Source organism: Kitasatospora sp. NPDC002551 (assembly GCF_040296005.1).
Taxonomy (GTDB): Bacteria; Actinomycetota; Actinomycetes; order Streptomycetales; family Streptomycetaceae; genus Kitasatospora.
Genome location: NZ_JBEOWI010000064.1, coordinates 25,873 through 38,909 on the forward strand (window position 1 = coordinate 25,873; position 13,037 = coordinate 38,909).

At 72.3% G+C, this 13,037-nt stretch carries 12 protein-coding genes; 8 read left to right on the forward strand and 4 right to left on the reverse strand.

Features of this window, described 5'->3' with window-relative positions; genetic code table 11:
* Positions 1-71: 71 nt before the first annotated feature.
* Positions 72-1,688 (reverse strand): acyl-CoA mutase large subunit family protein, encoded by a 1,617-nt coding sequence (locus ABT093_RS34845; protein WP_350571169.1) that lies wholly within the window; start codon positions 1,686-1,688, stop codon positions 72-74.
* Positions 1,689-1,793: 105 nt separating this feature from the next.
* Here ABT093_RS34845 and ABT093_RS34850 point away from each other — a divergent pair, with 105 nt between their 5' ends.
* From ABT093_RS34850 to ABT093_RS34860, 3 genes are all read left to right on the forward strand, one after another.
* Complete coding sequence (locus tag ABT093_RS34850) at positions 1,794-2,552, forward strand: SDR family oxidoreductase (RefSeq protein ID WP_350571170.1); 759 nt, start codon at positions 1,794-1,796, stop codon at positions 2,550-2,552.
* Positions 2,553-2,629: 77 nt separating this feature from the next.
* Complete coding sequence (locus ABT093_RS34855) at positions 2,630-4,297, forward strand: alpha/beta hydrolase (protein ID WP_350571171.1); 1,668 nt, start codon at positions 2,630-2,632, stop codon at positions 4,295-4,297.
* 345 nt (positions 4,298-4,642) lie between these two features.
* On the forward strand, positions 4,643-5,128 hold the full coding sequence (locus ABT093_RS34860; RefSeq protein ID WP_350571172.1) for a 2-oxo-4-hydroxy-4-carboxy-5-ureidoimidazoline decarboxylase: 486 nt from the start codon (positions 4,643-4,645) through the stop codon (positions 5,126-5,128).
* A 26-nt stretch (positions 5,129-5,154) separates the two neighbouring features.
* Here the strand turns inward: ABT093_RS34860 and ABT093_RS34865 are convergent, their stop codons facing one another.
* Positions 5,155-6,018, reverse strand: a complete 864-nt coding sequence (locus ABT093_RS34865; protein WP_350571174.1) for a hypothetical protein — start codon at positions 6,016-6,018, stop codon at positions 5,155-5,157.
* A gap of 191 nt (positions 6,019-6,209) precedes the next feature.
* Here ABT093_RS34865 and sdhC point away from each other — a divergent pair, with 191 nt between their 5' ends.
* The 4 genes from sdhC to ABT093_RS34885 are packed head-to-tail and all read left to right on the forward strand — an operon-like array spanning position 6,210 to position 9,661.
* Entirely contained in the window at positions 6,210-6,590 is a 381-nt protein-coding gene (sdhC, locus tag ABT093_RS34870) for a succinate dehydrogenase, cytochrome b556 subunit (RefSeq protein WP_093861779.1), read from the forward strand.
* Between the two features lie 8 nt (positions 6,591-6,598).
* Complete coding sequence (locus tag ABT093_RS34875; protein WP_030300556.1) at positions 6,599-7,090, forward strand: succinate dehydrogenase hydrophobic membrane anchor subunit; 492 nt, start codon at positions 6,599-6,601, stop codon at positions 7,088-7,090.
* A 55-nt stretch (positions 7,091-7,145) separates the two neighbouring features.
* Positions 7,146-8,888 (forward strand): succinate dehydrogenase flavoprotein subunit, encoded by a 1,743-nt coding sequence (gene sdhA, locus ABT093_RS34880; protein WP_350571175.1) that lies wholly within the window; start codon positions 7,146-7,148, stop codon positions 8,886-8,888.
* Positions 8,888-9,661 carry a succinate dehydrogenase iron-sulfur subunit gene (locus ABT093_RS34885; RefSeq protein ID WP_350554621.1) on the forward strand — a complete coding sequence of 258 codons (774 nt, stop codon included), beginning with the start codon at positions 8,888-8,890 and terminating at the stop codon, positions 9,659-9,661. The genes sdhA and ABT093_RS34885 overlap by 1 nt, the downstream gene beginning before the upstream one ends.
* 67 nt (positions 9,662-9,728) lie before the next feature.
* Here ABT093_RS34885 and ABT093_RS34890 read toward each other — a convergent pair whose 3' ends face one another.
* Positions 9,729-11,387 carry a hypothetical protein gene (locus tag ABT093_RS34890; RefSeq protein ID WP_350571177.1) on the reverse strand — a complete coding sequence of 553 codons (1,659 nt, stop codon included), beginning with the start codon at positions 11,385-11,387 and terminating at the stop codon, positions 9,729-9,731.
* Positions 11,388-11,492: 105 nt separating this feature from the next.
* A complete protein-coding gene (locus ABT093_RS34895; RefSeq protein WP_350571179.1) occupies positions 11,493-11,750 on the reverse strand; it encodes an SCO4848 family membrane protein in 258 nt (85 codons plus the stop codon).
* 147 nt (positions 11,751-11,897) lie between these two features.
* Here ABT093_RS34895 and ABT093_RS34900 point away from each other — a divergent pair.
* The coding region (locus ABT093_RS34900; protein WP_350571180.1) for a D-alanyl-D-alanine carboxypeptidase family protein at positions 11,898-13,037 on the forward strand (1,140 nt) is incomplete at its 3' end.

The window sequence follows — 13,037 nt, forward strand, 5'->3', positions numbered from 1 at the left end:
GCATGCTGGACCGGCCGGTTGACGGCCGTCCGGACGGCTCCGGCCGGGTTCCGGACGCCCGGAACATTGGCTCAAAAGCGTTCGACCGGGACGTGCCGGCCCCACACCTCGCGCAGCGCGTCGCAGACCTCGCCGACGGTGGCCCGCGCGGCCAGCGCCTCGCGCATCGGGTACAGCACGTTGTCCCGGCCCCCGGCGGCCCGGCGCAGCTCCCCCAGTGCCCGGCCCACCGCGGCGCCGTCCCGCTCCGCCCGCAGCCGGGCCAGCCGGCCGGCCTGCCGCGCCTCGATCGCCGGGTCCACCCGCAGCGGCCGGTACGGTTCCTCGGCCGCCAACTCCCCGGGCCCCAGCCGGAACCGGTTGACCCCGACCACCGTGCGCGCGCCGGTCTCGGTCTCCCGCTGGATCCGGTAGGCGCTGCGCTCGATCTCCGCCTTCTGGTGGCCGGCCTCGATCGCGGCCACCGCCCCGCCCAGCTCCTCGACCCGCGCCATCAGGGCGAGCGCGGCGGCCTCCACCTCGTCGGTCAGCGCCTCCACCGCGTAGGAGCCGGCGAACGGGTCCACGGTGGCGGTCACGTCGGTCTCGTGGGCGAGCACCTGCTGGGTGCGCAGGGCGAGCCGGGCGGCCTTCTCGGTGGGCAGCGCCAGCGCCTCGTCGAAGGAGTTGGTGTGCAGCGACTGGGTGCCGCCGAGCACCGCCGCGAGCGCCTGCACGGCGACCCGGACCAGGTTCACCTCGGGCTGCTGGGCGGTGAGCTGGACGCCCGCGGTCTGGGTGTGGAAGCGCAGCCGCTGCGAGCGCGGGTCCCGGGCGCCGAACTCCTCGCGCATCACCCGGGCCCAGATCCGGCGGGCGGCACGGAACTTGGCGACCTCCTCCAGCAGGGTGCTGCGGGCCACGAGGAAGAAGGAGAGCCGGGGCGCGAAGTCGTCCACCGCCAGCCCGGCGGACAGCGCGGCGCGCACGTAGGCGATCCCGTTCGCCAGGGTGAAGGCGATCTCCTGCGCGGGCGTGGCCCCGGCCTCGGCCATGTGGTAGCCGGAGATCGAGATGGTGTTCCAGCGCGGGATCTCGGCCCGGCAGTACCGGAAGAGGTCGGCGACCAGCCGCAGCGAGGGCTGCGGCGGGAAGATGTACGTCCCGCGCGCGATGTACTCCTTCAGCACGTCGTTCTGCACCGTGCCGGTGAGCCGGGCCGGCGGCACGCCCCGGGCCTCGCCGACCAGTTGGTAGAGGAGCAGCAGGACGGCGGCGGGCGCGTTGATGGTCATCGAGGTGGAGACCTCGCCGAGCGGGATGCCCTCGAACAGCTCGGCCATGTCCTCGACGCCGTCGATCGCCACCCCGACCCTGCCGACCTCGCCGGCGGCGAGCGGGGCGTCCGAGTCGTAGCCCATCTGGGTGGGCAGGTCGAAGGCGACCGAGAGGCCGGTGGAGCCGCCGGCGATCAGCTGCCGGTAGCGGGCGTTGGACTCGGCGGCGGTGCCGAAGCCGGCGTACTGGCGCATCGTCCACGGCCGGCCGGTGTACATGGTCGGGTGGATCCCCCGGGTGAACGGGTACTCCCCCGGACGGCCCAGCCGCTCGTCGGGGTCCCGGCCGGCCAGGGCCTCGGGGCCGTACACCGGCTCGAACGGGAAGCCGGACTCGGTGCGGCGCGGTCCGGCGGGCGGGTCGGCGGTCACGGGGTCCTCCGCGGGGTTCGGCGGGCGGGTCCACTCCTCTCGCAATGTAACGCCGGGGGCCTTGAGATGATCGGCTGAACCGACCGGGATATCTCAGGAGTGGCAATGACCGAGCAGAAGGTGGCCGTCGTCACCGGTGCCAGCAGCGGGATCGGCGCGGCGACCGCCCGCCGGCTGGCGGACGAGGGCTTCGAGGTGGTGCTGACCGCCCGCCGCACCGAGCGGATCGAGGCGCTGGCCGAGGAGATCGCCGGGCGCGGGGGTGCGGCGCGGGCGGTCACCCTGGACGTCACCGACCGGGCCGCCGTCGACGCCTTCGCCGCCGGGGTCGGCCGGGTGGACGTGCTGGTGAACAACGCCGGCGGGGCGATCGGCGCGGAGAGCGTGGAGAGCGGCGACCCGGCCGACTGGCTGGCCATGTACCAGGTCAACGTGCTCGGCGTGCTGCACGTGACCCAGGCGCTGCTGCCGGCCCTGCGGGCGAGCGGCGACGGCACCGTCCTGGTGCTCTCCTCGACGGCCGCGCTGGCCGCGTACGAGGGCGGCGGCGGCTACGTGGCGGCCAAGCACGCGGCGCACACCATCGCCGCGACGCTCCGGCTGGAGCTGTGCGGGGAGCCGATCCGGGTGATCGAGATCGCCCCGGGCATGGTGAAGTCCGAGGGCTTCGCGGTGACCCGGTTCCGCGGCGACGAGGAGAAGGCCGCCGCGGTGTACGCGGGCGTCGCCGAGCCGCTCACCTCCGAGGACATCGCCGACACCGTCGCCTGGACGGTCACCCGGCCCTCGCACGTCAACATCGACCTGCTGGTGGTCCGCCCGCGCGCCCAGGCCGCCAACCACAAGGTGCACCGGGAGCTCTGAGCCGCCGGGAGCCGCGGGCGGGCCGTCCGGCCGGGGTCAGTATCCGAACCGTCACCCCGGGGTGGTACATACGTGCGATGAAGATTCATCGGGCCACCCGCCCGCGCCTCCTGCTGGCCGCTTTCGCGGCCGGCAGCCTTCTCCTCGCGACCGCCTGCGGCGGAGACAAGAAGCCCGCCCAGGACCAGGCCGCCGCCACACCGTCGGAGACCGCCGCCACCGCCGCCGCGACCCCGACCGCGACGCCGACGCCCACCCCGACGGTGAAGCCCACCGGCGCCGACGACCCGGCGCTCAAGCCGTTCTACGGCCAGCAGATCACCTGGGCCGCCTGCGCGCCGGACGCCAAGGCCGCCGAGCAGAAGATCGACCTCTCCCTGATGAAGTGCGGCAAGCTGCGCGTGCCGCTCGACTACACCAACCCGTCGGGCGAGGCCATCGACCTCGCGCTGATCAAGAACCCGGCCGCCAAGCAGGACCAGAAGCTCGGCTCGCTGATCATCAACCCGGGCGGCCCCGGCGCCTCCGGCGTGGAGACCGTCAAGTACGGCGAGACGCAGTTCGAGGGCACCCTGCACAACCGCTTCGACGTGGTCGGCTTCGACCCGCGCGGCACCGGGGAGAGCTCCCCCGTCCACTGCCTGGACGACAAGCAGCGCGACGCGCTCAACGCCGAGGACAGCCCGCTCGACCCGGCCGAGGCGAAGGCCCAGGGCGAGAAGCACGCCGCCGACTTCATCGCCGCCTGCCAGGCCAAGTCCGGCAAGCTGCTGCCCTTCGTCGGCACCCGCAACACCGCGCGCGACCTGGACGTGCTGCGCGCCGCCGTCGGCGACCAGAAGCTCAACTACCTCGGCATCTCCTACGGCACCTACCTCGGCGCGCTCTACGCCGAGGAGTTCCCGAAGAGCGTCGGCCGGATGATCCTCGACGGCGCCGTCGACCCCGCCGCGCAGGGGCTGGACGAGAGCATCGGCCAGATCATCGGCTTCGAGAAGGCCTTCGAGCGCTTCGCCGTGGACTGCGTCCAGAACCACGCCGACGAGTGCCCGCTCGGCAAGAGCAGCGACAAGGCCGCCAAGAAGGCCGCCGACTTCCTCGACGGGCTGCGCGCGAAGCCCCTGCCCACCAAGGACGGCCGCAAGGTCGGCAGCGACCTCGGCTGGACGGGTGTCTTCGCCCTGCTCTACGGCGATGAGAAGACCATGTGGCCGTACCTGCGGATGTCGCTCACCCTGGCGATGAAGGCGGGCCAGGGCGACGGCCTGCTCGGCTTCGCCGACGTGTACAACGGCCGGGACGACAAGGGCCACTACTCCCCCGAGTCGGACGCCCTGGTCGCGATCCACTGCGCCGACGGCGCCTCTCCCGCGCCGACCGCCGAGCAGGCCCAGCAGGCGGTGCAGAAGCTCCAGCAGGAGGCCCCGCTGCTCACGAAGGGCGTCACCGTCGAGGACTTCAGCGAGGGTTCCTGCACCAACTGGCCGTTCAAGACCCCGGAGAAGCCGCACACCGTCCGGGCCGAGGGCGCGGCGCCGATCCTGGTGGTCGGCAGCACCGGCGACCCGGCCACCCCGTACGCCGCCGCCGAGTCGCTGGCCAAGGGCTTCGCCAACGCCACCCTGCTGACCCGGGTGGGCGAGGGCCACGGCGCCTTCGGCCAGGGCAACGGCTGCATCGACGCGGCCTACGCCGCCTACCTCACCGACGGCACGATGCCGGCCGCCGGGACGAAGTGCGAGTGACGCGGCGCTGACGCGAGGGGCGCCGGAGACGGTGCGTCGTAGCAGATGAGGATGGGGAGGGCGCTGACACCGAGGTGTCAACGTCACAACTTGATAGCTCGTTCGGATGAAATCCGCGTGCGCCCTCCCCAACTGATGAGCGCTCAACTACCGTTGGGCAACAGCCGGACGGGCCGTTGGACGCCGTTCCGCAGCCTCATACTTCACCTGGCTTCACCGCCGCTTCACCCACCACTCCACCCGCCCCCTTCACCGGCACCTTCCCGCCCTCACGAGGAGGACCCGCTGGCCAGCGACATCCCGTCACCGAGGCCCGATCCCCGGGACGAACCGACCCTCCTCGGGTTGCACCGATTCAACGAGGCCGACGCCGGAGCCGCGGAAGAGGCCCTGCTGGCCTGCTGCGGCAGCCACCGCTGGGCCCTGCGGCTCACCGCGCACCGGCCCTACCCCGACATAGAGTCCCTGCTCGCCGCCGCCAGCGAGGCCTCGTACGACCTGCGTCCGGCCGACCTGGCCGAGGCGCTGGCGGACGAGAGCTGGATGCCGCAGCCGCTCCTCGGCATGCGCGCACCCGGCAGCCAGGCGGCGCACACCGCGCTGCGGGCGGCCCACGCCGCCTACGAGGCACGGTTCGGCCATGTCTTCGTGGTCTGCCTGGAAGGCATCGACCCCGAGGAGATGCTCGACGCCGTGCTCGGCTCGATCCGCACCCGCCTCGCCAACGACCCCGACGAGGAGCGCCTGGTCGCCGCCGACGAGCTGCGCCGGATCGCCCTCACCCGTCTGGAGCACCTGGTCGCCACCCATTCGGGGGCCGGGGCCCGCTGAGAACCGGGCGCGCCGGACCCCGGCGCTCAGCCCCGCTGGGCCGCACGCAGCTTGGCCACCTGCCGCCGGACGACCCGCTCGTCCGGCGCAGGGGCCGGCTCGGCGCCGACGCCCACCGTGCTGAACACCACCAGGGCCGGGCCGACCCGCGCCAGGACGGCGCGCTGCGCGAGCACCACCGAGCCCGATTCATTCGTCAGGGTGAAACCCGTCGCCGCGTCGGCTCCCTCGGGCGTGGGCGTGTCGTGCCGGCTCAGCCGGTGCCGGGTGCGGGTCTCGCCCCGGCCCTTCTCCGACGGGGGCGGCGGCGCCGTCGAGACGAACTCGGCGCACGGGCCGAACAGCCCCTCCAGTTCCTCCTGCAGCCGGGCCGCCCGGTCGCCCCGGTAGCCGAGCAGCCCGCCGTAGAGGCTGCCCGCCGGGTCGGCGGCCTGGGCCACGCTCAGATCGGTCTCCGCGTACGGCACCGCCGGGACCGGCGCGGCGGAGGCCGCCGAACCCGCCCGGGCGGCGGCGGCCGCCGGGGCCACCGCGTCCAGCAGCGGCTGGCAGGCCGGCTTGTCGGCGGCCTCCCGGCCGCCGTCCGGGCCGGTCTCCCCCGGGCCGGGGACGACCACCGTCACGGTGAAACCGGGACCGAGGTCGGCCTCGGTGACCGCGGCGGCGCGCAGCTCGGCGGCGGACAGCTCGCGGGGCGGGGCCCCGGAGGACGCCCGGTCGGCCGAGTCCGCGGCGGGGGCGGCACAGCCGGCGGCGAGGAGCAGGGCGACGGCCAGCAGCAGGGGGCGCGGCGGGCACGGAACGGGATGCGGCACGGGGGCCTCGGCGGGGGTGTCGGCGCGGACGGGGGTCGCCCACCGTAGCGCGACTTTGTGCGAGCGAACGGTCACCCAGCGTCGCAATTCGCTCCCCGGTTCCCGTCCAGCTAGGCCAGAAGTGCCTGTTTGATCACACAGCGGGCCCCCGGAGGCGGTTCCCGACAACGCGTCGATAGGATGCTCGCGGCCGGTGGACCGTACCCGGCCGGGCTGACCGACACCGAAGCCGGCCGAGCCCCCAATCGCTTCCGGAGGGTTTTTCCGTGCCGGCTGGAACGCTGTACCGCGGCCGGGAAGGCATGTGGAGCTGGGTGGCTCATCGAGTCACCGGCGTCCTCATCTTCTTCTTCCTGTTCGCCCATGTCCTGGACACCGCGCTGGTGCGGGTGTCTCCCGAGGCGTACGACACCGTCATCCAGACGTACAAGACGCCGCTCGTGAACCTGATGGAGTACGGCCTGGTGGCCGCCATCCTGTTCCACGCCCTCAACGGCCTGCGCGTCGTCGCCGTCGACTTCTGGTCGAAGGGCCCGAAGTACCAGAAGCAGATGCTCTGGTCCGTGGTCGGAGTCTGGGTCGTCCTGATGGCCGGCGCCTTCTACCCGATCCTGCAGCACACGCTGACCTCCTGGTTCGGGAAGTGATCTGAGACATGTCCACGGAAATCTCCGACGCTGTGGTGGTCCCCTCCGCCCAGGCGCACACCGGCAAGGGTCTCGGCACCGGCAACCCGGCCGACGCCTTCGTGATCGAGCCGGCCCGGCAGCGGACCAAGAAGACCCCCCGCCGCACCCGCACCAACTTCGAGATGCTGGCCTGGCTGTTCATGCGCCTGTCCGGCATCGTCCTGGTGGTGCTGATCCTCGGCCACCTGCTGATCATGCTGGTGCTCGACGGCGGCGTCTCCAAGATCGGCTTCGCCTTCGTGGCCGGCCGCTGGGCCTCGCCGTTCTGGCAGGTCTGGGACCTCACCATGCTCTGGCTGGCCATGCTGCACGGCGCCAACGGCATGCGCCAGGTCATCAACGACTACGCCGAGAAGGATTCCACCCGGCTCTGGCTGAAGGGCCTCATGGGTACCGCCACGGTCTTCACCGTGCTGCTCGGCACCCTGGTGATCTTCACCTTCGACCCCAACATCTGAGCCGACAGCATCCCATCCGGACATCGGCAGAGGCCAGAGGCGAGTTAGAACCCCCATGCAGATTCACCAGTACGACACCGTCATCGTCGGCGCCGGCGGCGCCGGCATGCGCGCCGCCATCGAGTCGACGCAGCGCAGCCGCACCGCCGTCCTGACCAAGCTCTACCCGACCCGGTCCCACACCGGCGCGGCCCAGGGCGGCATGTGCGCCGCCCTGGCCAACGTCGAGGAGGACAACTGGGAGTGGCACACCTTCGACACGGTCAAGGGCGGTGACTACCTGGTCGACCAGGACGCCGCCGAGATCATGTGCAAGGAGGCCATCGACGCCGTCCTCGACCTGGAGAAGATGGGCCTGCCCTTCTCCCGCACCGAGCAGGGCCGCATCGACCAGCGCCGCTTCGGCGGCCACTCCCGCAACCACGGCGAGGCCCCGGTCCGCCGTTCCTGCTACGCGGCCGACCGCACCGGCCACATGATCCTGCAGACGCTGTTCCAGAACTGCGTCAAGCACGGCGTCGAGTTCTTCAACGAGTTCTACGTCCTCGACCTGCTGATCAACGAGGGCCGCACGGCCGGCGTCGTCGCCTACGAGCTGGCCACCGGCGAGATCCACGTCTTCCAGGCCAAGGCCGTGGTGTTCGCCTCCGGCGGCACCGGCAAGATGTTCAAGGTCTCCTCGAACGCCCACACCCTCACCGGTGACGGCCAGGCGGTGGCCTTCCGCCGCGGCCTGCCGCTGGAGGACATGGAGTTCTTCCAGTTCCACCCGACGGGCATCTGGCGCATGGGCATCCTGCTCACCGAGGGCGCCCGCGGCGAGGGCGGCATCCTGCGCAACAAGGACGGCGAGCGCTTCATGGAGCGCTACGCCCCCGTCATGAAGGACCTCGCCTCCCGTGACGTCTGCTCCCGCGCGATCTACACCGAGATCCGCGAGGGCCGCGGCTGCGGTCCGGACGGCGACCACGTCTACCTGGACCTGACCCACCTGCCGCCGGAGCAGCTGGACGCCAAGCTCCCGGACATCACCGAGTTCGCCCGCACCTACCTCGGCATCGAGCCCTACACGGACCCGATCCCGATCCAGCCCACCGCGCACTACGCCATGGGCGGCATCCCGACCAACGTCGAGGGTGAGGTGCTGCGCAACAACACCGACGTCGTCCCCGGCCTGTACGCGGCCGGCGAGGTCGCCTGCGTGTCCGTGCACGGCGCCAACCGCCTGGGCACCAACTCGCTGCTGGACATCAACGTCTTCGGCCGCCGCGCCGGCATCGCCGCCGCCGAGTTCGCCGAGAACAACGAGTTCGTGCCGCTGCCGGAGAACCCCGAGCAGCTGGTCCAGGGCCTGGTCGACGGCCTGCGCGAGGCCACCGGCACCGAGTCCGTGGCGCAGATCCGCAAGGAACTGCAGGAGAGCATGGACACCAACGCGATGGTGTACCGCACCGGCGCCACCCTGAAGCAGGCCGTCGAGGACGTCGCCGCGCTGAAGGAGCGCTACAAGAACGTCGCCATCCAGGACAAGGGCTTCCGCTACAACACGGACCTGCTGGAGGCCATCGAGCTGGGCAACCTGCTCGACCTGGCCGAGGTCCTGGCGGTCTCCGCGCTCGCCCGCGAGGAGTCGCGCGGCGGTCACTACCGCGAGGACTTCCCGACCCGTGACGACGTGAAGTTCATGCAGCACACCATGGCGTACCAGGAGGTCGCCGAGGACGGCAGCACCTCCATCCGCCTTGACTACAAGCCGGTCGTGCAGACCCGCTACCAGCCGATGGAGCGTAAGTACTGATGAGCACTCCGACCGTGGAGAAGCACTCGGCCGCTCTGGACGCGGTCGAGGCCGGTGGCACCAAGCTGATCACCGTCACCTTCCGGATCCGCCGGTTCAACCCGGAGGAGCACCCGGAGCCGGTGTGGGTCGACTACCAGCTGGAGATGGACCCGAAGGAGCGCGTCCTGGACGCGCTCAACACCATCAAGTGGGAGCAGGACGGCACCCTCACCTACCGCCGTTCCTGTGCCCACGGCATCTGCGGCTCCGACGCCATGCGGATCAACGGCCGCAACCGGCTGGCGTGCAAGACCCTGATCAAGGACGTCAACCCGGAGAAGCCGATCACGATCGAGGCCATCAAGGGCCTGACGGTCCTCAAGGACCTGGTCGTGGACATGGACCCGTTCTTCCAGGCGTACAAGGACGTCATGCCGTTCCTCATCACCAAGGGGAACGAGCCGACCCGCGAGCGCCTGCAGTCCGCCGAGGACCGCGAGCGGTTCGACGACACCACCAAGTGCATCCTGTGCGCCGCGTGCACGTCGTCCTGCCCGGTGTTCTGGAACGACGGCCAGTACTTCGGCCCGGCCGCGATCGTCAACGCGCACCGCTTCATCTTCGACTCGCGCGACGAGGGTGCGGAGCAGCGTCTGGAGATCCTGAACGACCGTGAGGGCGTCTGGCGCTGCCGGACCACCTTCAACTGCTCGGAGGCCTGCCCGCGTGGCATCGAGGTCACCAAGGCGATCCAGGAAGTGAAGCGGGCGCTGGTCACCCGCCGCTTCTGATCCCGGAGCACCCCGTACGACGAAGGCCCCCGTCCGCCGTGGACGGGGGCCTTCGGGCTGCGCGGGCTCAGCGCAGGACGCCGAGGTCCTTGGGGTCGGCGAGGCCCCGGTAGGTCAGCAGGTGCCGGTCGGCGGTGACGGCCCACAGGTCGGGCACGGCGTCGCCGTCGCCGTCACCGGAGCTGCCGAGCACCGGGTAGGCGTCCACGGTGAAGCCGGTGGCGACCACACCCGCCGAGGGGTCGGCGAGGGCACTGAAGTCGAAGCCGCCGCCGGTCTGCCTGGGGATCGCGTAGGCGTGCAGCGCGCCGGTGGCCCGCTCGCGCGCCCACAGGGCGAGGTTGCCGGCGGCGTCGCGGCCGGGGGCGACCAGGTCGTAGCCGGTCCAGCCACCACCGGTCGTGAGCCGGCGGCTCCTCAGGTCGAAGGAGTACGCGAGGTCGCCGGTGTGCAGCCAGAGGTCACCGCCCTCCAGGGTGAGCAGCGAGGGCTCCGGTCCGTCGCCCAGCGGCCCGAACGCGAGCAGCTGGTCCGCCTTCGACCAGTTGCCCGCGAAGTCCGCCGGACACGGGACGACGGCCCCGGTGGCGTCCTCGCACTCCTCCGGCCGGTTCGCCCCGATGGTGTAGCCCTCGAGCGCCCCGTAGTCGGAGTTCTGGTACATGCTCAGCCAGCCGCTGCCCGGCTCGTGGATGAACAGGTCGTCCATCGGCGCGTGGGCGGAGGAGTCCCAGCCGCGGTGGGCGACCTGCAGCGGCGTCCAGCTGCGCTGCGCGTTCGGGGCGGCCAGTGCCCGGACGGACCAGTTCGGCGTGGTGTCGTTCGCCGAGGCGCTGATGTACTGCAGGTTGCCCTGCGCGTCCGGCAGCAGGATGTCCACGACGCCGTCCCCGTCCACGTCGCCCGGCGAGCTCGGCGGGCTGGGGTTGGACGGGGCGTAGAAGGTGTAGCCGACCTTGTAGCTCTGGTTGCCCGCGTTGTCCACCGCGACGACCCAGAGGGTGTTGGTGCCCCACTGGCGCACCTTGGTGCGGATGGTGGCGGTGCCGTCCGGGCCGGGCTTCACGCTGTCGGCGTCGCAGTCACCGCCCAGCCGGTAGACGTCGAAGGCGTACAGGAAGCAGGCGATGCCCGAGGCCTCGCCGCCGGCCGGGGCCAGGTCGGTGCCGCCGACGACGAAGGTTCCGGTCTGGCCCGCGTACTTGGTCGACGTCTGACCCGAGCCCGAGGGCGGGAAGTCGGTGGAGGAGACGGTGGCCTGGGGGCGGCTCAGGTCCAGCTTGAAGTGGCAGTCCGGGGAGCTCGCGGAGGTCGCGCCGTCCTGGAGGGCGCGGGCGTTCCACGCGTACGCGTGGCCGTCGGCGAGGCCGGGGACGGTGGTCGTCGCGATGCCGCCGTCGGCCTGGCCGGTGCCGTCGAAGGCGGCGGTGCCGGTGGTCAGGTCGCGGACCGCGAAGGAGGCGGAGAGGCCGCCGTAGGTGTCCGAGGCGACGTCCGCCCGGAGGGTCGGGCCGCCGGAGGTCAGGCCGATCCAGCCGGGCGCGGTGGTCTGGTCGCAGGCGTCGCCGGTGGTGCCCGCGGAGAGGTCGCGGGGCTGCGGGGAGGCGGTGGTCCCGGTGACCCGGAGGCCGGTGCCGTCGGCGACGGCGGCCGGTGCGGCGAACAGGCCGGCCGTCAGCGCGACGGCGACGGCGCCGCCGATCCGGCGGAGCTGGGCAGGCTTCATGGAGTACCCCCTGTGTCGTCAACGCGATCGCACGAAGATTCGATCGCGGTCGATCGACAGGGATCCTGCCAGGGCGCCCCGTGCCCGGCAACCAGGTAAAACGCGTCAGCCGGCGGCGGTTTCCCGCCGGGCCGCGCGCAGGCCGCGGATGCCGATGCCGCCGATCGCGACGCCGAGGACGAAGGAGGTCACGGCGAGCAGGAGGTGGACCCAGAAGAAGGCGGTCGGCTGCGAGTGGTCGCCGTCGGTGAAGGCCTGGCCCCCGGAGTCCTTCCAGAGGTTCTTGACGAAGGTGGTCCAGATGATCATGGACCAGACGCCGAAGGCGGTCAGGAACCAGGAGGTGCGGCGGCTGAGCTTCATGGGGTGGTCCTCGGTGCGGCGGGGAGGTGAAGACGGTGTGCCCTCCCAGTATGCGGGGGCGTCCGTTCGGCGTACGGTGGACCCCTCGTGCGGTTCGGCGGGGCACGGGGGCGGACGGCGGGGGCCCGGACTGGGTACCGTCTGGTGGTGCCCACTTGCTCGAAGCTCGCACGCCTGCTCGCCGCGTCCGCCGCGGCGCTCCCGCTCCTGATCGCCTCCCCGGCGGCCGTCGCGGCCCCGTACGAGCCGCCGCCGCCGGCCGCGGTCGGCGGGGAGAGACTGGGCCTCGCGGGGGTCCAGGTGAGCCCGCTGGCGGGCGCCCCCGCGCTGCCGGGGGACCTCACCGGACAGTCCTGGATCGTGGCCGACGCGGCGTCAGGAGAGGTGCTGGCGGCCAGCAACGCGCATCTGCGCCTCGCCCCGGCCTCCACCCTGAAGATCCTGTTCGCCGACACCGTGCTGCCCAAGTTCGACCGCGACACGGTGCACAAGGTGGCGCCCGAGGAGATCCAGGGGATCGGCGCGGGCAGCAGCCTGGTCGGCATCAAGGAGGACCTGGAGTACAAGGTCGAGGACCTCTGGCGCGGGGTCTTCCTGAGCTCGGGGAACGACGCGGTGCACGTCCTCGCGCACATGAACGGCGGCGTGCAGCGAACCGTCGCCGAGATGCAGGCGCGGGCCGAGGCGCTCCAGGCCCGGGACACCCGGGTGGTCTCGCCGGACGGCTACGACTCGGACGGCCAGGTCTCCTCGGCGTACGACCTCACGCTGTTCGCCCGGGCGGGACTGCGCAACCCGGACTTCCGGGTGTACTGCGCGACCCGGGACGCGATGTTCCCCGGCGCGGTGGACAAGAACACCGGGCAGCGCGGCAGCTTCGGGATCGCCAACACCGACCGGCTGCTCGGCAAGTACCCCGGCCTGATCGGGGTGAAGAACGGCTTCACCACCAACGCCGGCTCCACCTTCGTCGGCGCCGCCGAACGCGGTGGGCGCACCCTGCTGGTGACGGTCATGCACCCGTCCAGCTACCAGAAGGTGTACGACGAGACGGCCGCGCTGCTGGACTGGGGGTTCGCGGCGGCCGGCAAGGTCACCCCGGTCGGGAAGCTGGTCGAGGAGGGCGAGGTCGCCGCGCCGGCGCCGACCGGCCAGGCCGGCGGCACGGCCGGGGCGCCCGCCCCGCCGCCGCACCCCACGCCGAGCGCCACCGCCCCGGACGCCCCGGCGTCCGCGCGCGCGGCCGGGGGCGGGCAGGACGCCGGGTTAGGCCTCGCCGTTCTGGCA

Excerpts from the sequence above, each read along its gene's own strand:
- ABT093_RS34850 (WP_350571170.1), top strand. The coding sequence starts at position 1,794 with ATGACCGAGCAGAAGGTGGCCGTCGTCACCGGTGCCAGCAGCGGGATC.
- ABT093_RS34855 (WP_350571171.1), top strand. The coding sequence starts at position 2,630 with ATGAAGATTCATCGGGCCACCCGCCCGCGCCTCCTGCTGGCCGCTTTC.
- ABT093_RS34875 (WP_030300556.1), top strand. The coding sequence starts at position 6,599 with ATGTCCACGGAAATCTCCGACGCTGTGGTGGTCCCCTCCGCCCAGGCG.
- sdhA (WP_350571175.1), top strand. The coding sequence starts at position 7,146 with ATGCAGATTCACCAGTACGACACCGTCATCGTCGGCGCCGGCGGCGCC.
- ABT093_RS34885 (WP_350554621.1), top strand. The coding sequence starts at position 8,888 with ATGAGCACTCCGACCGTGGAGAAGCACTCGGCCGCTCTGGACGCGGTC.
- ABT093_RS34890 (WP_350571177.1), bottom strand. The coding sequence starts at position 11,387 with ATGAAGCCTGCCCAGCTCCGCCGGATCGGCGGCGCCGTCGCCGTCGCG.
- ABT093_RS34895 (WP_350571179.1), bottom strand. The coding sequence starts at position 11,750 with ATGAAGCTCAGCCGCCGCACCTCCTGGTTCCTGACCGCCTTCGGCGTC.